This is a genomic window from Pseudomonas sp. AC247 (genome assembly GCF_979258015.1).
Genome location: NZ_OZ409829.1, coordinates 6,154,560 through 6,175,466, shown reverse-complemented (window position 1 = coordinate 6,175,466; position 20,907 = coordinate 6,154,560). Strand labels below are relative to the sequence as shown.

Below are 20,907 nucleotides of genomic sequence, written 5' to 3'. Positions count from 1 at the left end.
CCTAAATGGTATTTGTTAGCCTTTTTTTATATCGATTAGCTTTGGCGTAACCCCGAATCGTCAAACCCTATCGAAAAGGCGACGCCATGATGGCCAAACGCGCACTATCTAGTCAATTTGTTACAGTTTGTGTATCAGCACTGATTTCTTTCTCCGCTCACGCTGGCAACCTCACCATTGGCTACCAAACCGGCATCGACCCGAGCAAAGTCCCGCAGGCCGACGGCGTCTACGAGAAAACCATCGGTGAGAAAATCGACTGGCGCCGCTTCAACAGTGGCCCGGAAGTTGTGACAGCCATTGCTTCCGGGGACGTGCAGATCGGCAACCTCGGCTCCAGCCCGCTGGCGGCAGCCGCTTCACGCAATCTGCCGATCGTCGCGTTCATCGTTTCAGCGCAGATCAATGCCGCCGAAGTACTGGTGGTGCGCAATGGCAGCGGTATCAATAGCCCGCAGGATCTGGTCGGCAAGACCATCGCCACGCCGTTCGTATCCACCTCGCACTACAGCCTGCTCGGTGCCCTGAAGCACTGGGGCCTGGACGCCTCGAAAGTCAAAGTGGTGAACCTGCAACCCGCAGAAATCGCGGCGGCGTGGAAGCGTGGCGATATTGATGGCGCGTTTGTCTGGTCGCCGGCGCTGGGCGAAATCCGCAAGACCGGCAAGACGCTGACCGATGCTGCACAAGTCGGCCAGTGGGGCGCGCCGACGTTCGAAGTGTGGGTAGCGCGCAAGGACTTTGCCGAGAAGCACCCCGAGGTGGTCGCCAAATTCGCCAAGGTCACGCTCGACTCGTTCGCCGATTACGCCGCGCACAAAGACAGCTGGACGGCTGACTCGGTGCCGGTGCAGAAAATCGCCAAACTGACCGGTGCCAACGCCGCCGATGTCCCGGAATTGCTCGCAGGCTCGGCATTCCCGGATGCCAAGGCACAACAAACCACGGCGCTGCTGGACGGCGGCACGGCGAAGGCGATTGGTGAGACGGCGAAGTTTTTGAAGGAACAGGGCAAGGTTGAAACGGTGCTGCCGGACTACTCACCGTACGTGAGCGCCAAGTTCATCACCGAGTAATTGATCGTTCCCACGCTCCGCGTGGGAATGCATCTCGGGACGCTCCGCGTCCCATCGAAAGCGAACGCGGAGCGTCCGTTGAGGCATTCCCACGCAGAGCGTGGGAACGATCGAATCCAGATGAACCGGGTCAGAGGGTTTTTTCGAAGATCTTTGAGTTGCGCTGATAGTTGTACAACGACGCCCGCGCCGCAGGCATGCGCTCGACGCTACTTGGCTCGAAACCGCGCTCGCGGAACCAGTGTGCGGTGCGAGTGGTGAGGACAAACAAGGTTTTCAAACCCTGCGCCCGCGCTCGGGTTTCGATGCGCTCCAGCAATTCATCCCCACGTCCGCCATGGCGATACTCCGGGTTCACCGCCAGGCACGCCAGTTCACCGGCATCCGAATCGGCAATCTGATACAGCGCCGCACAGGCGATGATCATGCCTTCGCGCTCAACCACGCTGAACTGCTCGATCTCGCGCTCCAGCACTTCGCGCGAACGCCGCACCAGAATCCCCTGCTCTTCCAGCGGGCTGATCAAGTCGAGCAAGCCGCCGACGTCTTCAATCGCCGCCTCGCGCACCAGTTCGAATTGCTCTTGCGCAACCAGCGTACCGCCACCGTCACGGGTGAACAGCTCGGTCAGCAGCGCGCCATCCTCGGCGTAACTGACGATATGGCTGCGCGCCACGCCGCCACGGCAGGCTTCGGCGGCGGCATCGAGCAGTTCTGCTTGATAGTTGCTGCTGCCCAGACGCTGCAAATGCGCCGGCACTTGCTGTGGACGCAGTTCGCGCACCAGTTTGCCGTTTTCGTCGATCAGACCGAGGTCGGCACCGAACAGCAGCAACTTGTCCGCGCCCAGGTCGATGGCGGCGCGGGTAGCGACGTCTTCGCAGGCGAGGTTGAAGATTTCACCGGTCGGCGAGTAACCCAGCGGCGACAGCAGCACGATCGAACGCTCATCGAGCAGACGATTGATGCCCTTGCGGTCGACCCGGCGTACTTCGCCGGTGTGGTGATAATCGACACCTTCGAGCACGCCGATCGGCCGTGCAGTCACCAGATTGCCGCTGGCCACGCGCAGACGCGAGCCCTGCATCGGCGAGGACGCCATGTCCATCGACAGCCGCGCTTCGATCGCGATGCGCAACTGGCCCACCGCGTCGATTACACATTCCAGCGTGGCGGCATCAGTGATGCGCATGCCGTGGTGGTAATGCGGAGTCAGGCCGCGAGCGGCGAGGCGGGTTTCAATTTGCGGGCGCGAACCGTGTACCAGCACCAGGCGCACGCCAAGGCTGTGCAACAAGACAAGGTCGTGGACAATGTTGCCGAAATTCGGATGCTCGACGCCGTCGCCGGGCAGCATGACGACGAAGGTGCAATCGCGATGGGCATTGATATAGGGGGACGCGTGACGAAGCCAGTTAACGTATTCGGGCATGAACCTGGGCCTGTAATAAATAGCAGCCGAAAAAAGGGGCGAAACGAAAAACGCACAGCGGGCTGATGGTTATCGTCGGAACAGGCTTGGCGACACGCGCGCTCTCCTCATGAATACGGGTTCAATCCCCACAAATTTAACGACTACCCCCCTGTAGGAGCTGCCGCAGGCTGCGATCTTTTGCTCTTGAAACCAAGATCAAAAGATCGCAGCCTGCGGCAGCTCCTACAAGGGAGGCGTTCAATTGTTCAGGCAGTAATGTTCAATCAGTTGCCGTAATAGATGCACGGTAGGCTGCAAACGTGACATTTCAAGGTACTCGCCGGGCTGATGCGCACAGGCAATGTCGCCAGGGCCGAGGACGATGGTTTCGCAACCGAGGCGCTGAAGATAAGGCGCTTCGGTGCCGAACGCCACTGCTTCGGCGCGGTGGCCGGTAAGCTTTTCGGCGATGCGCACCAGTTCGGCGTCTTCAGCCTGCTCGAACGACGGCACTTCCGGGAACAACGGTTTGTAATCGATTTTCACCTGATGCCGCTCAGCGACCGGGTTGAGCTTGCGCAAAATCTCCGCGCGCAGGACTTTCGGGTCCATGCCCGGCAACGGTCGCAAATCAAATTCCAGCGAACACTGCCCGCAGATACGGTTGGGATTGTCGCCGCCATGGATGCAACCGAAGTTCATCGTCGGTTGCGGCACGCTGAACTGCGGATTGTTGAATTCACGTTGCCACAACAGGCGCAGGCCGCGCAGTTCGCCGATCGCATCGTGCATCGCCTCAAGGGCGCTGTGGCCCAGGCGCGGATCCGACGAATGGCCGCTCTGCCCGAGGATATCGATGCGCTCCATCATGATGCCTTTGTGCATGCGGATCGGCTTGAGCCCGGTCGGCTCGCCGATCACCGCTGCGCGGCCCAATGGACGCCCGGCCTCGGCCAGAGCGCGGGCGCCGGACATCGAGCTTTCTTCATCGCAGGTGGCGAGGATCAACAACGGCTGCTTGAACGGCTGATCGAGCAGCGGCTGCACCGCTTCGATGATCAACGCGAAAAAGCCCTTCATGTCGCAACTGCCGAGGCCGACCCAGCGGCCATCGACTTCGGTGAGCTTCAGCGGATCGGTCTGCCACAACGCATCGTCGTACGGCACGGTGTCGCTGTGCCCGGCCAGCACCAGCCCACCGGGGCCGCTGCCGAAACTGGCGAGCAGGTTGAACTTGCCGGGGCTGACCTGCTGGATGTCGCAGCTGAAACCCAGATCGCCCAGCCAGCCAGCAAGCAAATCGATCACCGCCCGGTTGGATTGATCGAGGTTCGGTTGGGTACAGCTGACCGATGGCGCGGCGATCAGCGCCGCGAACTGGTCTTGCATGGATGGCAAAGGCATCGCTGACTCCAACTCCCGAATTGAAGTCCATCATAGAACCATCTGGCGCTCGGAATAAACCGTCGCAGGGCGTAGGAAGTTCGAGTCCTGTACACTGCACGGCCTTGGCAGCCACGTATTCCCCGGCTGCGCTCCCGATCCTGGATTTTCCGGCCATGCAGAAAGAAACCGAAATCAAACTCCGCGTCAGCCGCGAAACCCTCGCTGCCCTGCGCGAGCACCCGTTACTGAAAAAACGCAACAAAAGTGGCTGGGAACGCCGTGAGTTGATGAACCAGTACTTCGACACCCCCGAGCGCGATCTGGCTCAGGCCAAAGTCGCCCTGCGCCTGCGCAAGGACGGTGACGAAGTGATTCAGACCCTCAAGACCCGTGGCCAGAGCGTCGCCGGTCTGTCCGAGCGTAACGAATACGACTGGAAGTTGCCGAAAGCCAAGCTCGACGTGAAGAAACTCGACGGCGAATGCTGGCCCGAGTCGCTGGCCGAGCTGGACAAGAAAACCCTCAAGCCGATTTTCACCACCGATTTCGTCCGCGAGCGCGCCGAAATCGCCTGGGGCCGTGGCAAGACCAAAGTGGTTATCGAAGCTGCGCTGGATCTAGGTCACGTAGTGGTCGGCAAGCAGAAAGAAGAAATCTGCGAGCTGGAACTGGAACTGCGCGAAGGCGAGCCTGCCGCGCTGCTGGAACTGGCTGCCGAACTGGCCGAAACCCTCGCACTGATGCCGTGCGACATCAGCAAGGCTGAGCGCGGCTATCGTCTGTACGACGCCAACAGCTACTCGCTGAGCCTGCCGGCGCCGGAGCTGACCCCGGAAACCCAACTCGACGACGCGTTTGCCGCACTGAGCTGGCACTTGCTCGGCAGCAGCCAGCGTCTGGCGGAACAGTACCGTTTCAACGGCCACTGGCGCCTGTTGCTCGACTGGGTCGAGAACCTCGCGGAAATGCGCGCCCTGCTCAGCAGCCTCGGCCAGGCCGCACCGCGTCAGTCGACCCACGATTTGCGCGTTGCCCTGGATGCGTTGCTGGAAGACTGGCGTCCACTGGTGCAAGCCGGTATCGAAGACGAAGACGTGCGCAAAGCCGCACCGGAGCAGTTCCTCGAAGAACTCGAAGACCCACGCTGGGGCCTGTTCTCGCTGAACACTTCGCGCTGGTTGCTGGCCCGCACCTGGACCGCCGAGCGCAACGTACGTGGTAACCGTCAGGGCGGCGCGCAATTGCACAGCTGGCTGCCGCGCACCTTGGGCGAAGAAGCGACGGCTCTGCAATTGCAGCGTTATCAGCAGCAGCCGGAAGATCTGGCTGAGCAACTGCCGCGCATCGAACGCATTCAGGTCTGGCTGCACCACGCCCGCAACGTGCTGGACATCGCGGAAATGGATCGCCTGTACGGCGAGTTGAACAAATTGGCGCAACTGGCCAACGAACCGACGATCACTGACGAACTGCTCGATGCACGCAAGCAGCAGGCGATTGCGGTTTACCAGAATCGTGCATGGAAAATGCTGCTGCGCATGTAACACCGCTAAAAGATCGCAGCCTTCGGCAGCTCCTACAGGGTGTACACCCGCCCCATGTAGGAGCTGCCGCAGGCTGCGATCTTTTGCTTTACGGCAATACAGGCAAACTCGTGGTGGATTTGATCTCCGACAACGCCACAATCGAATTCACTTCCTGTATCCCCGGCACCAGCGACAGCTTTTCGAAGAAAAAACGCTCATACGCCTCGATGTCCGCCGCGACAATGCGCAACAGAAAATCCACCGCGCCCATCAGCACATAACATTCCAGCACCTCCGGAAACTCCCGAATCGCCTCGGTGAATTCAGTGAAGTTCGAACGCCCGTGCGCGTTGAGTTTGATCTCGGCAAAGATTTGCGTGTTGAGGCCAATCTTCTTGCGATCAAGCAAGGTCACCTGGCCACGAATGATCCCCTCCTCTTTCATCCGCTGAATCCGCCGCCAGCACGGCGATTGCGACAGGCCGACCTGCTCGGCGATCTGCGCGCTCGACAGTGAAGCGTCCTCTTGCAGGAGGGCGAGAATCTTGCGGTCGTAGCCGTCCAGCTCACTGTGCATAGATAAACCTCTAATTGACTCTTCTACGAATTGATCCTTTCGATCATTCGCCAATAACGCCGATCATAGCCAAGAAATACCCCGCACCGAATGTAAAAATTCCTCCAGAGATTTTGGAGACTCGTCATGCCCCACCTCGAAGCCGTCACCACCACACCGACCCGCGCCGACGTCTGGAACGTCAGCAACGCCCATTGCCTGGCGCAATATCAAATCCTCGCCGAGGCCGAGCCGGATTTGCTGGTGCGGGTGCTGAATTTGTTTGCCCTGCAATTTCTCACGCCTGAGCAAGTCAACGTGCAGCGCATGGACGATCTGCTGTCGATCGAACTCGTCATGGGCGGCCTCAGCTGGCATCGCGCGCAAGTGATCGCGGAAAAACTTCGTAACCTGATCAGCGTCTGCTCGGTGGATCTGCAAAACGCCAACAGCGCTTGGGATGCACCTGCGCAAGCGGCCGGCTGACAAATCCGGCAACGGCTTCGTCGGGTAGTGGCCCAACAGTCTGCCGGGCCGCGACTATCCTTTGGCGCACTGTCGCTTAAAAGGAAGCCCGCATGTCCGTTCAACTCGCCACTCAGGACCGCTGGCTGGAACTCAATGATGTATTGCGTGAACTGGTCGCCCAGGGCTTTATCGGCCAGGACGCGGCGGAGCAGGCGCTGAATGCGCGCCGTCGCCACGCCGCGAATGGCCAGATGCATCCGCTGGAATTCATCGCCAGCCAGCAACTCGACGACCTCAGTCGCCCGGGCAAACACCTCGACCTGGAGAGCCTGACCCTGTGGCTGGCGCAACAGGCCGGCCAGCCGTATTTGCGCATCGACCCGTTGAAGATCAACGTCGCCGCGATCACGCCGCTGATGTCTTACGCTTTTGCGCAACGGCACAAAATTCTCGCTGTGGCCGTCGACCGTGATGCGGTAACCGTGGCCAGCGCTCAGCCTTACGTCACCGGTTGGGAGGCTGACCTGACTCACGTGCTGAAGTTGCCGATCAAACGGGTAATGGCCAACCCGGCGGACATCCAGCGCTTCAGCGTCGAGTTCTTTCGACTGGCCAAATCGGTCAGCGGCGCCAGCAATGCTGACGCCCAGGGCGGCAACCTCGGCAATTTCGAACAACTGCTCAATCTCGGTGCCAGCGATCAGGAGCCGGACGCCAACGACGCGCACATCGTCAACATCGTCGACTGGCTGTTCCAGTACGCCTTCCAGCAGCGCGCCAGCGATATCCACATCGAACCGCGTCGCGAGCAAGGCACCGTGCGTTTTCGCATCGACGGCGTGCTGCACAACGTCTATCAATTCCCGCCGCAGGTGACCATGGCGATCGTCAGTCGCCTGAAAAGCCTGGGGCGGATGAACGTCGCCGAAAAGCGCAAACCGCAGGACGGCCGGGTCAAGACCAAGACCCCGGAGGGCGGCGAAGTCGAGTTGCGCCTGTCGACGCTGCCCACCGCGTTCGGCGAAAAAATGGTCATGCGGATTTTTGACCCGGAAGTGTTGCTCAAGGATTTCGATCAACTGGGCTTCAGCGCCGACGACCTGCGGCGCTGGCAAGACATGACCCGCCAGCCCAACGGCATCATTCTGGTCACCGGGCCGACTGGTTCGGGCAAGACCACCACGCTGTACACCACGCTGAAGAAACTGGCGACGCCGGAAGTGAACCTCTGCACAATCGAAGACCCGATCGAAATGGTCGAGCCGGCGTTCAACCAGATGCAGGTGCAGCACAACATCGACCTGAGCTTCGCCGCCGGGGTGCGTGCGCTGATGCGGCAAGACCCGGACATCATCATGATCGGCGAGATCCGCGATCTGGAAACCGCCGAAATGGCGATTCAGGCAGCGCTGACCGGGCACTTGGTGCTGTCGACCCTGCACACCAACGACGCGCCCAGCGCGATCAGTCGTCTGCTCGAACTCGGCGTGCCGCATTACTTGATCAAAGCCACCGTGCTCGGGGTCATGGCCCAGCGTCTGGTGCGCACTCTGTGCCCGCACTGCAAGGCGCCGCTGACGCTGGAGGAAGAAGACTGGCAAACCCTGACCCGCCCGTGGCAAGCGCCGCTGCCGGGCAATGCGCAGCGCGCGATCGGCTGCGTCGAATGTCGCGACACCGGTTATCACGGCCGCGCTGGGGTTTACGAAATCATGCAACTGAGCGACAGCCTCAAGGCGTTCATCACCCCGGACACCGATCTCGCGGCGATCCGCCGCCAGGCCTTCAAGGAAGGTATGCGCAGCTTGCGTCTGTCCGGCGCGCAGAAGGTTGCGGCAGGGCTGACCACGGTTGAAGAGGTGCTGCGGGTGACGCCGCAGAGTGAGCTGAAATAGCCCCTCACGGAACTGGATCAGGGGATTGGCAATCCAACGCCGTAGTTAACCCCCAGGAGTCACCTCATCATGCGTCTCAAACTTGCTGTCGCCACCTTGGCCTTGCTGTCCCTTCCCGTTGGTTCGGCCATGGCGGACAGCTTTTGGCGTAACGTCATTTCGTCCGGAGCGACCACCGGTTCGACCTACCTGACCTTCAAGGATCACAAGCTGATCATCGCCGCGCAGGACGATGCCGGCAGCTTCGTTGCCAGTGACGGCGGGATTCGCGGGCCGTACCTGGAAGCGGCGATGCAGAAAGTCCGCGCCGACAATCCGGGCCTGCAGGCGACTGATATGGAATTGGCCAACGCGATTCTGGCGAAGAACGCTGTAGCTTCCGAGTAACTCAAAAGCAAAAGATCGCAGCCTGCGGCAGCTCCTACATGTGAATGCGTTCCCATGTAGGAGCTGCCGCAGGCTGCGATCTTTTGATCTTCAGCGGTAATCGTCCACCGGGACGCAGGCGCAAAACAGGTTGCGGTCACCGTAAACGTTATCGACCCGATTCACCGCCGGCCAATATTTATGCGCCTTGGTGTGTGCATCCGGGGTGATGCCTTGTTCGATACTGTATGGCCGTTCCCACACGCCGGTGACATCAGCCAAAGTATGCGGCGCCCGTTTCAGCGGGTTGTCCTCGGCCGGCCAATTGCCGTTCTGCACCTCGGTGATTTCCGCACGAATGCTCAACATTGCGCCGATAAACCGATCCAGCTCAGCCTTGGATTCACTCTCGGTCGGCTCGACCATCAAGGTCCCCGGCACCGGGAATGACATGGTTGGCGCATGGAAACCGTAATCCATCAAACGTTTGGCAACATCCTCTTCACTGATCCCGGTCTGCGCCTTCAACGGCCGCAAATCGAGAATGCATTCGTGCGCCACCCGCCCGTTGCGCCCGGTGTACAGCACGGGAAACGCGCCGGATAAATGCTGTGCCAGATAATTTGCCGCAAGAATCGCCACTTCACTGGCGTCCGCCAGTTGCGGGCCCATCATGGCGATGTACATCCAACTGATCGGCAAAATACTCGCGCTGCCCCACGGCGCCGCACTGACCGCGCCGTTCTGCGCCAGCGGCCCGTCGATCGGCACCACCGGGTGATTGGCAACGAACGGCGCCAGATGCGCACGAATGCCGATCGGCCCCATGCCAGGCCCGCCGCCACCATGGGGAATGCAGAAGGTTTTGTGCAAATTCATGTGCGACACGTCGGCGCCAATGTCCGCCGGCCGCGCCAGCCCGACCTGCGCATTGAGGTTGGCGCCGTCCATGTACACCTGACCGCCGTGCCGGTGGATCACTTCGCAGATCTCGCTGATGCCCTCCTCGTACACGCCATGGGTCGACGGATAGGTCGCCATCAGACAGGACAACTTATCCCCAGCCTCCGCCGCTTTCGACTTCAGATCCTCCAGATCAACGTTACCCGCTTCGTCGCATTCGACGATGACCACACGCATCCCGGCCATCTGCGCCGATGCCGGGTTGGTACCGTGAGCTGAGGATGGAATCAGGCAAATATCCCGCGCACCCTGCTGCCGGCTCTCATGATATTTACGAATCGCCAGCAACCCCGCGTATTCACCCTGCGCACCGGAATTGGGCTGCATGCAGATCGCATCGAAGCCGGTGATCGCACATAACCAGCGTTCCAGCTCTTCGATCATCAGCGTGTAACCGACGGCCTGCTCGCGCGGCACGAACGGATGCAGGTTGGCGAACTGCGGCCAGGTAATCGGGATCATCTCGCTGGTGGCATTGAGTTTCATGGTGCAGGAGCCCAGCGGGATCATCGACTGATTGAGCGCCAGATCCTTGTTCTCCAGTTGCTTGAGATAGCGCAGCATCTCGGTTTCGCTCTGATGCGCGTTGAACACCGGATGGCGCAGGTACGGCGTTGTGCGCTGAAGGTTGTCGGGGATGCCTGAGGTCAGTGCCTCGGCGTCAAGATCGTCGACGGTCAACCCGTGATCAGCTCCGAGCAATACATCGAACAGTTTGGCGACGGTATTTTCATCGCACGTTTCATCAAGGCTCAGCCCTACCCGGCCACGGCCGAGAATCCTCAGGTTGATCTGCACAGCCTGGGCACTCTCGATAATCGCGGTTTGTGCGCCGCCGACGTCCAGCGTCAACGTGTCGAAAAATTGCGCGTTGAGGCGTTTCAGCCCATGCCGCTCAAGCCCTGCCGCCAGAATGCAGGTCAACCGATGCGTACGCTGAGCGATGCGCTTCAAGCCTTCCGGGCCGTGATAGACCGCATAGAAACTGGCGATATTGGCCAACAATACCTGCGCGGTGCAAATGTTCGAATTGGCCTTCTCGCGGCGAATATGTTGCTCGCGGGTTTGCAACGCCATGCGCAGCGCCACGTTGCCGCGAGCGTCCTTCGACACACCGATGATCCGCCCGGGGATCGCCCGTTTGTATTCCTCGCGACTGGCAAAAAATGCTGCATGCGGGCCGCCGTAACCCATCGGCACACCAAATCGCTGAGACGAGCCGAACACCACATCAGCGCCCAGTTCGCCCGGTGGCGTCAGCAACAACAGGCTCAACAAATCCGTCGCGACGCAGGCCAGCGCCTGTTGCGCATGCAGATGATCGATCAATGGCCGCAGATCGCGGATCTCGCCATGGGTGTCGGGATACTGCAGCAGCGCGCCGAACACCTGGTGCTGCTTCAAGTTATCCACAGCGTCGACGATCACCTCGAAGCCAAACCCTTCGGCGCGCGTCTGCACCACGGAAATGGTCTGCGGATGACAGTTCTCATCGACGAAAAACACATTGCTCTTCGACTTCGCCACGCGCTTGGCCAGCGCCATGGCTTCGGCCCCCGCCGTGGCTTCATCGAGCAGCGAGGCGTTGGCCAATTCCAGACCGGTGAGGTCGATGGTCAGTTGCTGGAAATTCAGCAGCGCTTCGAGCCGGCCCTGGGCGATCTCCGGTTGATACGGCGTATAGGCGGTGTACCAACCGGGATTTTCCAGCACATTGCGCAGGATAACCGTCGGCGTCAGGGTGCCGTGGTAGCCCATGCCGATCAGGCTGGTCCAGACCTGGTTCTGCTCGGCATAACCGCGCAGTCTGGCCAGCGCCGCTTGTTCATCGAGGGCGGGCGGCAGATCCAGTGCGCGATTGAAGCGAATGCCCGGCGGCACGGTCTGTTCGATCAGTTCGGCGCGACTGCCGAGGCCGAGGCTGTCGAGCATCGCTTGTTGCTCGGCGGCATCCGGGCCGAGGTGGCGGCGCAGGAAGGCATCGGGATCGCGTAACTGGCTCAGGGACGGCAACTGGGACATGACGGGCTCTCTCTTGGCTGGCGCTCGGCGTCAATGCAACACGGTCAAACCAGCATAGCAGCCGATGTGGCAACCCATTTTCAGTGCACCGCGTACCCCTGTAGGAGTGAGCCTGCTCGCGATAGCGGTGTGTCAGTCAGCATTAATGTGTCTGAAAGAACGCTATCGCGAGCAGGCTCACTCCTACAGGGGATTTGTATCGCCCATGAAAAAGCCCCGACAGGTCGGGGCTTTGGGTGTTGCTTAACGCTTACTCGCCGATAGCAGCCTTGTAAGCAGCAGCGTCGAGCAGCTTGTCCAGCTCGGCCTTGTCGCTTGGCTTGAGCTTGAAGATCCAGGCACCGTACGGGTCGGAGTTCAGCAGTTCCGGGGAGCCGCTCAGCTCTTCGTTGATCGCGATGACTTCACCGCTGATCGGCGAATAGATGTCGGAGGCGGCTTTCACCGATTCAACGACGCCAGCCTGATCTTCAGCGGCGAAGACTTTGCCCACTTCGGTCAGCTCGACGAACACCACATCGCCCAGCGCTTCCTGCGCGTGATCGCTGATGCCCACGGTGACGGTGCCGTCAGCTTCCAGACGTGCCCATTCATGACTTTCGGCAAAACGCAGTTCAGCGGGGATATTGCTCATCTTCGGTGTCCTCGGAATTGGGTCAGCGGTCATGCCCGCCAAAAAAGGTTAGATCAAAGTTTTGCCATGGCGTACGAAGGTCGGTTTGACCACCCGTACCGGGTACCACTTGCCACGGATTTCCACTTCGGCGCGGTCGGCAGTGGCCATCGGAACACGCGCCAGGGCAATCGATTTGCTTAGCGTAGGGGAGAAACTACCACTGGTGATCTCTCCTTCGCCAACATCGGCGATACGAACCACTTGATGAGCACGCAAAACACCGCGTTCTTCCAGCACCAGGCCGACCAGTTTATGCGCCACGCCGGCGGTTTTTTCCGCCTCCAGCGCAGCGCGACCGATGAACTGACGCGAGGCCGGTTCCCAAGCGATGCTCCAGGCCATGTTCGAGGCCAGCGGGGATACGTCCTGATGAATGTCCTGACCGTAGAGGTTCATCCCGGCTTCAACCCGCAGGGTGTCGCGGGCACCGAGGCCGATCGGGGAAATGCCGGCACCGACCAGGTCGTTGAAGAAACCCGGCGCCTGATTGGCTGGCAGGCAGATTTCCAGGCCATCTTCACCGGTGTAACCGGTGCGGGCGATGAACCAGTCGCCGTCGGTGTAGCCTTCAAAGGGTTTCAGGTGCTGGATCAGCGTGGCGCGTGACTGGGTCACCAGTTCGGCAATCTTCTGCCGGGCCTGCGGGCCCTGAATAGCGAGCATCGCCAGCTCGGAGCGCTCGTGCAGTTGCACGTCGTAATCGCCGAGCTGCGCGTTCATCCAGGCCAGATCCTGATCGCGGGTGGAGGCGTTGAACACCAGACGATACGCATCGTCGAGGCGGTAGACGATCATGTCGTCGACGATGCCGCCGCGCTCGTTGAGCATGGTGCTGTACAACGCACGGCCGGGGCGGTGCAGGCGCTCGACGTCATTGGCCAGCAAATGCTGCAGCCAGCCCTTGGCCTGGGGGCCGGTGACATCGATCACGGTCATGTGGGATACATCGAACACCCCGCAATCGCGGCGCACCTCGTGGTGTTCCTCGACCTGCGAGCCGTAATGCAGTGGCATGTCCCAACCGCCAAAATCGACCATCTTCGCGCCGAGGGCGAGATGCAGGTCATACAGAGGCGTACGCTGTCCCATGGGTTTCTCCTTCCGGGCGTGGCGAAGGTGCGGACCGCCGCTGCACGGACGAAAGCCTTGAAATATAAGGCTCTCAGCCGATTCCAGCGAACGGGTCTGTCAGACGAACCGTACCGAATGCCGCGCATTGTAGCCGCATGATTGAGGACTGACGACTAAGTGTTTCGGTGCGCCGAGCGGCGGATCAGACCAATGACCGGCAACAGTCCGACCAGAACCAGGGTCAGCGCCGGCAACGACGCCCGCGCCCATTCGCCTTCGCTGGTCATTTCAAAGATCCGCACCGCCAGCGTGTCCCAGCCAAACGGGCGCATCAGCAGGGTCGCGGGCATTTCCTTGAGCACATCGACGAACACCAGCAACGCCGCACTCAATGTGCCGGGCAACAAAAGTGGCAGATACACTTTGAAAAAAAGTTGCGGCCCACTGACACCGAGGCTACGTGCTGCTTCGGGCAAAGAGGGCCGTATACGCGCCAGACTGTTTTCCAGCGGGCCGTAAGCGACTGCGATAAAGCGCACCAGATACGCCATCAACAATGCTGCCAGACTGCCAAGCAGCAACGGTTTACCGGCGCCACCGAGCCAGCCGGAAAGCGGAATCACCAGCTCGCGATCCAGATAACTGAACGCCAGCATGATCGACACCGCCAACACCGAACCCGGCAAGGCGTAACCGAGATTGGCCAGACCAACGCCGGAGTTGATCGCCGGCGTCGGCGCCAATCGCCGGGCGAAGGCCAGCAGCAACGCAACGCTGACGGTGATCAACGCGGCCATGCCACCTAGATAGAGGGTGTGCAGGATCAGCCCGGCGTAGCGCTCATCCAGATCGAAACGCCCGCGCTGCCAGAACCAGACGATCAGTTGCAGCATCGGAATCACGAAGGCGCAGGCGAACACCAGTCCGCACCAGCTCATCGCCGCGAGGGCTTTGAATCCGCGCAGGTGATACAGCGCTTTCACCCGAGGCCGCTCGTTGCTCGCCCGGTTGGCGCCGCGCGCGCGACGCTCGCCGTACAGCACCAGCATCACCACCAGCAGCAACAGACTCGCCAGTTGCGCTGCGCTCGGCAGGCTGAAGAAGCCGTACCAGGTTTTGTAGATCGCCGTGGTGAAGGTGTCGAAGTTGAACACCGACACGGCGCCGAAATCGGCGAGGGTTTCCATCAGCGCCAGCGCCACGCCGGCACCGATCGCCGGGCGCGCCATCGGCAACGCCACCCGCCAGAAGGCCTGCCACGGTGATTGGCCGAGCACCCGCGCCGCTTCCATCAGGCCTTTGCCCTGCGCGAGAAACGCGGTGCGGGCCAGCAGGTAAACGTATGGATAGAAGACCAGCACCAACACGATGATCACCCCGCCGGTGGAGCGCACTCGCGGCAGGCGCAGGCCTGTGCCGAACCATTCGCGCAGCAGGGTTTGCACGGGGCCGGCGAAGTCGAGCAGGCCGACGAAGACGAAGGCCAGCACGTACGCGGGAATGGCGAAGGGCAACATCAGCGCCCAGTCGAGCCAGCGCCGCCCGGGGAATTCGCAGAGGCTGGTGAGCCACGCCAGGCTGACGCCGAGCAGGGTCACGCCGACACCGACGCCGAGTACCAGCGTCAGGGTGTTGCCGAGCAGGCGTGGCATCTGGGTTTGCCACAGGTGCGACCAGATTTGTTGGTCGATGGTCTGCCAGGACAGCAGCAGAACACTCAGGGGCAGCAGCACCAGCGCGGCGATGGTGAAGACGATGGGGTACCAGCGGCGTTGGGCGGGGTGGGCCAAGAGGTTCTCTAATAAATCGTGGGGCGACGCAAGAGTAATGCCGGCCCCATATTGTGGCGAGGGGATTTATCCCCGATCGGATGCGCAGCATTCGTAAAAGCTACGCACGCGGTGAATCAGAAAGCCTTCATCAAGGGCATTGGGGGTGCTTCGCACCCCATCGGGGATAAATCCCCTCGCCACAGAATATAACCCAGGCGTTAGTTCCAACCCGCGCGATCCATCATGCGGATCGCTTCAGCCTGACGCTTGCCCGCCACTTCCACCGGCAACGTATCAGCAATGAACTTGCCCCACGCCGCCACTTCTTCCGAAGGCGCGACCGCCGGGTTGGCCGGGAACTCCTGGTTCACGTCAGCAAAAATCTTCTGCGCTTCCGGCGTGGTCATCCACTCAACCAAAGCCTTGGCCGCTTCCGGGTGCGGCGCATGTTTGGTCAGGCCGATGCCCGACAGGTTCACATGCACGCCGCGATCCGCCTGATTAGGCCAGAACAGTTTCACCGGCAGCTCCGGCTTCTGCTTGTGCAGGCGACCGTAGTAGTAAGTGTTGACGATGCCGACGTCACACTGGCCGGCATTGATTGCCTCCAGCACTGCAACGTCATCGGAGAACACGTCGGTGGACAGGTTATTCACCCAGCCCTTGAGGATTTCCTCAGTCTTCGCCGCGCCGTGAACTTCGATCATGGTCGCGGTCAGCGACTGGTTGTAGACCTTCTTCGCCGTGCGCAGGCACAGGCGCCCTTCCCAGTTCTTGTCGGCCAGTGCTTCATAAGTCGTCAGTTCGCCCGGCTTCACCCGTTCGGTGGAGTAAGCGATGGTGCGTGCGCGCAGGCTCAGGCCCGTCCAGGCGTGAGTGGACGAGCGATATTGCAGGGGAATGTTGGCGTCGATGGTTTTCGAGGTGAACGGCTGGAGAATGCCCATCTGCTCGGCCTGCCAGAGGTTGCCGGCATCAACGGTGAGCAGCAGGTCGGCGGTGGCGTTTTCACCTTCGGCCTTGATGCGCTGCATCAACGGCGCTTCCTTGTCGGTGATGAACTTGATCTTCACCCCGGTCTTGGCGGTGTAGGCATCGAATACCGGTTTGATCAGCTCATCGATGCGCGACGAATAAACCACCACCTCATCAGCGGCCTGGGCCGTGGTGCTACCGATCAGGGTCAGGGCCAGTGCGGTCAGAAGACGCTTGGGTGCCAACATGGGAGTGGTCTCTCGGTCGGGAAATGTGGGCCAAATGATAAGGACTCACATTTACCACCTCAATCGAACTCTTTTTGAAGGAGTTACCAGATGTTGCATGATTGCCCCCTCACTGTAGGAGCTGCCGCAGGCTGCGATCTTTTGATGTTGTTTTTGAGATCAAAAGATCGCAGCCTTCGGCAGCTCCTACAGGGGAATGCATTACAACTGTAGGAGTGAGCCTGCTCGCGATGAGGCCATCAACCTCAATGAAGTGTCAGGCCTTGGCCAAGGCCGGAAGATCCCCGGTCAACCCGAGGGCCTCCCGCACAAAAAGCGCTTTCGCCTCGGGCATCTGCTCCACCAGCTTCAACCCGGCATTGCGCAACCAGCGCACCGGCAACGGATCGGCCTGAAACAACCGCTCAAACCCTTCCATCGCCGCCATCAGCGCAAGGTTATGCGGCATGCGCCGGCGCTCGTAGCGGCTCAGCACCTTCACATCCGCCAGACGCTCACCACGCTCGGCCGCCTGCAACAACACTTCCGCCAGCACCGCCGCATCGAGGAAACCAAGGTTCACACCCTGCCCCGCCAACGGGTGAATGGTGTGCGCCGCATCGCCGATCAACGCCAGGCCTTCAGCCACATAACGCTTGGCATGGCGCTGACGCAGCGGCACGCACAATCGCGGATCAGCACTGATCACTTCGCCCAGACGCCCTTCAAAGGCGCGCTCCAGCTCACGGCAGAAATCCGCTTCATCCAGCGCCATCAAGCGCTCGGCTTCGCTCGGCGTGGTCGACCAGACGATCGAACACCAATCCTGCTGCCCGTCACGCTCCAGCGGCAAAAACGCCAGCGGCCCGTGATCGGTAAAGCGCTGCCATGCGGTCGACTGGTGCGGCTGGCTGCTGCGCACGCTGGTGACGATGGCGTGGTGCATGTAATCCCATTCACGAGTGGCCATCCCGGTGAGACGACGAACCGCCGAGTTGGCGCCGTCAGCGGCAATCACCAGCGGCGCGCGTAACTGACGACCATCGGCCAGCGTCAGAAACCAGTCATCGCCCGAGCGGCGCATCTGCTCCAGCCGTGCATTGGCGAGCATGCCCAGATCGCAATCGTGCAAACGGTCGAGCAAAGCGTCCTGAACTACACGGTTTTCGACGATATGCCCGAGCACTTCGGCGTGTACGCTGCTCGCCGAGAAATGAATCTGCCCGGTGCCGCTGCCATCCCACACGTGCATGTCGGTGTACGGGCTGCTGCGCCGTGCGGCGATGCCGTCCCACACGCCAAGGCGTTCGAGAATCCGCTGGCTCGCCGCTGACAGCGCGCTCACTCGCGGTTCAAACGCCGCGTCGGCATCGAACGGTTTGACGCTAAGCGGGCTGCCGTCGAGCAGCAGCACTTCCAGCCCGCTGTCCTGCAACGCCAACGCCAGGGCGCTGCCGACCATTCCGGCTCCGACAATCAGCAGATCTGCGCGCATGTCCATGCTTTAAGCCTGTCTCGCTTGCGGCTTGAGCCGCACGTAAAGGGTTTTACCGACCCGCGCCACCAGATTGCCAGCGCCGTCATGAATGTCGACCTGCAACTGCGGCAGGTATTTCTCGCCATTGGCGGTCTGCCGGCGGATCTCGCCGAGCAGTGTCTCGTCGATGCTGAACCGGGCAAACACCGGGCCTTTGCCCGGCGCGATGAAATCGATGTCGGCAGCCTTGTCCCAGACGATGTACTTCGAGCCAAGGTTTTCCATGAGCATCAACATGAAGAACGGATCGACCATCGAATACAAACTGCCGCCAAACTGCGTGCCGACGTAATTGCGGTTGTACCAGCCAAGGCCCATCGATACTTGAACGTCGCGGAAGTCATCGCTGATGTGCCGAACGCGCACACCGGCGCCGAGGTACGGCGGGTAGAAGGTCATGATCCAGCGCATCAACCGCGCCTTGCCGAATTTATTCGTCAACCACTTAAGCATCCGGACGCGTCCCCAACCCCATGGCCTGACGCGCAAACCAGCGCTTGGCCGGTGGCAACAGATCGAGACCGAGCAAGCCGATGTTGCGCCCCAGCGAAACCAGCGGCTGCGTGCTGCCAAACAAGCGCGTGACCTGATCGGAGAAGCCCACGGTGAGGTCCTGATCGAGACGCTGACGCTCGCGATACGCCTGCAACGTGGCGAAATCGCCCAGCGGTTTATCGCTGGCCAGCAGTGCAGCAGCCAAGGCATCGGCATCGCGCAGCGACAGGTTGAAACCCTGTCCGGCTATCGGGTGCAGGCTGTGCGCCGCATTGCCGAGCACGGCCAGATGCGAGCGCACTTGCTCTTCGGCCTCGACCAGCGTCAGCGGATATAAATGCCGAGCGCCGACCTGTTTCAACGTGCCGAGGCGATAACCGAACACGCCCTGCAATTCGCTGAGGAAATCACGCTCGCTCAAATCGGCCAAGCGCTGCGCATCCATGCCCAGACGCGTCCAAACCAAAGCGCAGCGGTTGTCCGGCAGCGGCAGCAGCGCCATCGGCCCCTCGTCGGTGAAGCGCTCGAAAGCCATGCCGTTATGCGCTTCGCTCGGGGTGATGTTGGCGATCAGCGCGCTCTGGTTGTACGGACGCTTGCGCACGTTGATGCCCAACTGTTCGCGCAGCCCGGAGCGACCGCCATCGGCGAGCACCGCGAGGTCGCTTTCCAGCGTGGTTTCATCGTTAAGGGTCAGGCGATAGCCGTCAGGCAGCGGTTCCATGCGCGTGACTTCTGCCGGGCAACGCCAGCTGATCACGTCCTTATCGACGTGCTGCCACAGGCACTGGCCGAGCCAGGCGTTTTCCACCACATAACCGAGTGCCGGCACGCCCTCTTCCATCGCCGACAAACGCGCGGTGGAGAAGCGGCCACGGTCGGAGACGTGAATCTGTTTGATCGGCTCGGCGCGGCGGGAGATTTCCTGCCACACGCCCAAGCGTTGATAAATCTGCCGCGAGCCGAAAGACAGCGCCGACGAACGTGCGTCGTAGCTTGGCTGCCAACTGTCGCCGGGGGCGAACGGCTCGATCAGCACGATCTTCCAGCCGCGCGCCTTGGCCCCGGCCTGCAAGGCCAACGCCAGACTGGCGCCGACCAGACCGCCACCGATGATTGCCAGATTGACTCGACTCATGCCGCGTGTGTCCTTGCTTGCGCCATCAGCGCTTCGATTTCAGCGACGCTTTTCGGTACGCCGGTGGTGAGGATTTCACAGCCAGTCTTGGTCACGACCACGTCGTCCTCGATGCGCACGCCAATGCCGCGCCATTTCTTCGCGACGTTTTGATTGTCCGGGGCAATGTAGATGCCCGGCTCCACGGTCAGCGCCATGCCGACTTCGAGCACGCGCCATTCGCCGCCGACTTTGTACTCGCCGACGTCGTGAACATCCATGCCCAGCCAGTGGCCGGCGCGGTGCATGTAAAACGCTTTGTAGGCTTCGCTGGCGATTAACTCGTCAACCTCGCCTTGCAGCAATCCGAGTTTCACCAGCCCCGTGGTGATCACCCGAACCGTGGCCTCGTGCGCCTGATTCCAGTGTTTGTTCGGGGCGATTTCGGCGAACGCGGCTTCCTGCGAGGCCAGCACCAATTCGTAGATCGCTTTCTGCTCGGGCGAAAACTTGCCGTTGACCGGCCAAGTACGAGTGATGTCGCTGGCGTAGCAGTCGATCTCGCAACCGGCGTCGATCAACACCAGATCGCCGTCCTTGAGCAACGCGTCATTCTGCTGGTAATGCAGGATGCAGCTGTTGCGTCCGGCGGCGACGATCGAACCGTAAGCGGGCATTTTCGCCCCGCCCTTGCGGAATTCGTAGTCGAGTTCGGCTTCGAGGCTGTACTCGTAGAGCCCGGCCCGACTGGCCTGCATCGCGCGAATGTGGGCTTGCGCCGAGATCCGTGCGGCTTCGCGCATGACCTTCACTTCTGCCGCCGATTTATACAGGCGCATGTCGTGCAGCAGATGATCCAGGGCAACGAATTCGTTCGGCGGCTGCGCGCCGAGGTGCGCTTTGGAGCGGATGACGTTGATCCAGTCCATCAAGTGACGGTCGAATTCGGGGTTGCTGCCCATCGCCGAATACACCCGGTCGCGGCCTTCGATCAGGCCCGGGAGGATGTCGTCGATGTCGGTGATCGGGAAAGCGTCGTCGGCACCGAAGTCGCGGATCGCGCCTTCCTGCCCTGCGCGCAGGCCGTCCCACAATTCGCGTTCGGCGTTGCGTTCACGGCAGAACAGCACGTACTCGCCGTGCTCGCGGCCGGGCATCAGGACGATGACAGCTTGCGGCTCGGGAAATCCGCTGAGGTACTGAAAATCGCTGTCCTGACGGTAGACGTGCTCGACGTCGCGGTTGCGAATCGCCACCGCGGCGGCGGGCAGGATCGCGATGCTGTTGGGTTCCATCTGCGCCATCAGGGCCTTGCGGCGACGGCTGTATTCCGCTTTGGGGATATGGGTCATGGGCAGATGGCTT

The 20,907-nt window shown here is 61.1% G+C and carries 17 protein-coding genes; 5 read left to right on the top strand and 12 right to left on the bottom strand.

The genetic code is table 11. From position 1 onward, the window contains the following. Nucleotides 1–86 precede the first annotated feature (86 nt). Complete coding sequence (gene tauA, locus ACZZ0B_RS27980) at nt 87–1,076, top strand: taurine ABC transporter substrate-binding protein (RefSeq protein ID WP_463546740.1); 990 nt, start codon at nt 87–89, stop codon at nt 1,074–1,076. 130 nt (nt 1,077–1,206) lie between these two features. Here the strand turns inward: tauA and argA are convergent, their stop codons facing one another. After that, nucleotides 1,207–2,508 (bottom strand): amino-acid N-acetyltransferase, encoded by a 1,302-nt coding sequence (gene argA / locus ACZZ0B_RS27975; protein WP_008085349.1) that lies wholly within the window; start codon nt 2,506–2,508, stop codon nt 1,207–1,209. Nucleotides 2,509–2,748: 240 nt separating this feature from the next. Next, complete coding sequence (argE, locus tag ACZZ0B_RS27970; RefSeq protein ID WP_463546739.1) at nt 2,749–3,894, bottom strand: acetylornithine deacetylase; 1,146 nt, start codon at nt 3,892–3,894, stop codon at nt 2,749–2,751. A 155-nt stretch (nt 3,895–4,049) separates the two neighbouring features. Here argE and ACZZ0B_RS27965 point away from each other — a divergent pair, with 155 nt between their 5' ends. Beyond that, nucleotides 4,050–5,420, top strand: a complete 1,371-nt coding sequence (locus tag ACZZ0B_RS27965) for a CYTH domain-containing protein (RefSeq protein ID WP_463546738.1) — start codon at nt 4,050–4,052, stop codon at nt 5,418–5,420. A gap of 88 nt (nt 5,421–5,508) precedes the next feature. On the opposite strand, the gene ACZZ0B_RS27960 is transcribed toward ACZZ0B_RS27965, so the two are convergent. Then, complete coding sequence (locus ACZZ0B_RS27960) at nt 5,509–5,979, bottom strand: Lrp/AsnC family transcriptional regulator (protein ID WP_463546737.1); 471 nt, start codon at nt 5,977–5,979, stop codon at nt 5,509–5,511. 126 nt (nt 5,980–6,105) lie between these two features. Between ACZZ0B_RS27960 and ACZZ0B_RS27955 the strand changes: the two genes are divergently transcribed. From ACZZ0B_RS27955 to ACZZ0B_RS27945, 3 genes are all read left to right on the top strand, one after another. After that, entirely contained in the window at nt 6,106–6,444 is a 339-nt protein-coding gene (locus tag ACZZ0B_RS27955; RefSeq protein ID WP_463546736.1) for a hypothetical protein, read from the top strand. A 92-nt stretch (nt 6,445–6,536) separates the two neighbouring features. Then, the gene (gene tfpB / locus ACZZ0B_RS27950) at nt 6,537–8,321 is read left to right on the top strand and encodes a type IV pilus assembly ATPase TfpB (RefSeq protein WP_440096689.1); all 1,785 of its coding nucleotides are present in this window, start codon (nt 6,537–6,539) and stop codon (nt 8,319–8,321) included. A gap of 66 nt (nt 8,322–8,387) precedes the next feature. Continuing rightward, nucleotides 8,388–8,708 carry a DUF2388 domain-containing protein gene (locus ACZZ0B_RS27945; RefSeq protein WP_171057234.1) on the top strand — a complete coding sequence of 107 codons (321 nt, stop codon included), beginning with the start codon at nt 8,388–8,390 and terminating at the stop codon, nt 8,706–8,708. Between the two features lie 90 nt (nt 8,709–8,798). Here the strand turns inward: ACZZ0B_RS27945 and gcvP are convergent, their stop codons facing one another. The 9 genes from gcvP to pepP form a co-directional block, all read right to left on the bottom strand. Then, nucleotides 8,799–11,672, bottom strand: coding sequence for an aminomethyl-transferring glycine dehydrogenase (gene gcvP, locus ACZZ0B_RS27940; protein ID WP_463546735.1), 2,874 nt, complete (start codon nt 11,670–11,672; stop codon nt 8,799–8,801). 250 nt (nt 11,673–11,922) lie between these two features. Continuing rightward, nucleotides 11,923–12,306, bottom strand: coding sequence for a glycine cleavage system protein GcvH (gene gcvH / locus ACZZ0B_RS27935; protein WP_008081459.1), 384 nt, complete (start codon nt 12,304–12,306; stop codon nt 11,923–11,925). 48 nt (nt 12,307–12,354) lie between these two features. Continuing rightward, nucleotides 12,355–13,437, bottom strand: a complete 1,083-nt coding sequence (gene gcvT / locus ACZZ0B_RS27930; protein ID WP_463546734.1) for a glycine cleavage system aminomethyltransferase GcvT — start codon at nt 13,435–13,437, stop codon at nt 12,355–12,357. Between the two features lie 155 nt (nt 13,438–13,592). Further along, complete coding sequence (locus ACZZ0B_RS27925; RefSeq protein ID WP_463546733.1) at nt 13,593–15,209, bottom strand: ABC transporter permease; 1,617 nt, start codon at nt 15,207–15,209, stop codon at nt 13,593–13,595. A 200-nt stretch (nt 15,210–15,409) separates the two neighbouring features. Next, nucleotides 15,410–16,414 carry an extracellular solute-binding protein gene (locus tag ACZZ0B_RS27920; protein WP_008081441.1) on the bottom strand — a complete coding sequence of 335 codons (1,005 nt, stop codon included), beginning with the start codon at nt 16,412–16,414 and terminating at the stop codon, nt 15,410–15,412. Between the two features lie 256 nt (nt 16,415–16,670). Continuing rightward, nucleotides 16,671–17,888, bottom strand: a complete 1,218-nt coding sequence (locus ACZZ0B_RS27915; RefSeq protein ID WP_463546979.1) for a 2-octaprenyl-3-methyl-6-methoxy-1,4-benzoquinol hydroxylase — start codon at nt 17,886–17,888, stop codon at nt 16,671–16,673. Nucleotides 17,889–17,897: 9 nt separating this feature from the next. Next, nucleotides 17,898–18,383 carry a DUF4442 domain-containing protein gene (locus ACZZ0B_RS27910; protein WP_008081439.1) on the bottom strand — a complete coding sequence of 162 codons (486 nt, stop codon included), beginning with the start codon at nt 18,381–18,383 and terminating at the stop codon, nt 17,898–17,900. Then, a complete protein-coding gene (ubiH, locus tag ACZZ0B_RS27905; RefSeq protein WP_463546732.1) occupies nt 18,376–19,563 on the bottom strand; it encodes a 2-octaprenyl-6-methoxyphenyl hydroxylase in 1,188 nt (395 codons plus the stop codon). The genes ACZZ0B_RS27910 and ubiH overlap by 8 nt, the downstream gene beginning before the upstream one ends. Next, a complete protein-coding gene (gene pepP, locus ACZZ0B_RS27900; protein ID WP_158832152.1) occupies nt 19,560–20,894 on the bottom strand; it encodes a Xaa-Pro aminopeptidase in 1,335 nt (444 codons plus the stop codon). The genes ubiH and pepP overlap by 4 nt, the downstream gene beginning before the upstream one ends. Nucleotides 20,895–20,907: the final 13 nt, after the last annotated feature.

Coding starts and splice junctions, on each gene's coding strand:
- tauA (WP_463546740.1), top strand. CDS start 87: ATGATGGCCAAACGCGCACTATCTAGTCAATTTGTTACAGTTTGTGTA.
- argA (WP_008085349.1), bottom strand. CDS start 2,508: ATGCCCGAATACGTTAACTGGCTTCGTCACGCGTCCCCCTATATCAAT.
- argE (WP_463546739.1), bottom strand. CDS start 3,894: ATGCCTTTGCCATCCATGCAAGACCAGTTCGCGGCGCTGATCGCCGCG.
- ACZZ0B_RS27965 (WP_463546738.1), top strand. CDS start 4,050: ATGCAGAAAGAAACCGAAATCAAACTCCGCGTCAGCCGCGAAACCCTC.
- ACZZ0B_RS27960 (WP_463546737.1), bottom strand. CDS start 5,979: ATGCACAGTGAGCTGGACGGCTACGACCGCAAGATTCTCGCCCTCCTG.
- ACZZ0B_RS27955 (WP_463546736.1), top strand. CDS start 6,106: ATGCCCCACCTCGAAGCCGTCACCACCACACCGACCCGCGCCGACGTC.
- tfpB (WP_440096689.1), top strand. CDS start 6,537: ATGTCCGTTCAACTCGCCACTCAGGACCGCTGGCTGGAACTCAATGAT.
- gcvP (WP_463546735.1), bottom strand. CDS start 11,672: ATGTCCCAGTTGCCGTCCCTGAGCCAGTTACGCGATCCCGATGCCTTC.
- gcvH (WP_008081459.1), bottom strand. CDS start 12,306: ATGAGCAATATCCCCGCTGAACTGCGTTTTGCCGAAAGTCATGAATGG.
- gcvT (WP_463546734.1), bottom strand. CDS start 13,437: ATGGGACAGCGTACGCCTCTGTATGACCTGCATCTCGCCCTCGGCGCG.
- ACZZ0B_RS27920 (WP_008081441.1), bottom strand. CDS start 16,414: ATGTTGGCACCCAAGCGTCTTCTGACCGCACTGGCCCTGACCCTGATC.
- ACZZ0B_RS27915 (WP_463546979.1), bottom strand. CDS start 17,888: ATGCGCGCAGATCTGCTGATTGTCGGAGCCGGAATGGTCGGCAGCGCC.
- ACZZ0B_RS27910 (WP_008081439.1), bottom strand. CDS start 18,383: ATGCTTAAGTGGTTGACGAATAAATTCGGCAAGGCGCGGTTGATGCGC.
- ubiH (WP_463546732.1), bottom strand. CDS start 19,563: ATGAGTCGAGTCAATCTGGCAATCATCGGTGGCGGTCTGGTCGGCGCC.
- pepP (WP_158832152.1), bottom strand. CDS start 20,894: ATGACCCATATCCCCAAAGCGGAATACAGCCGTCGCCGCAAGGCCCTG.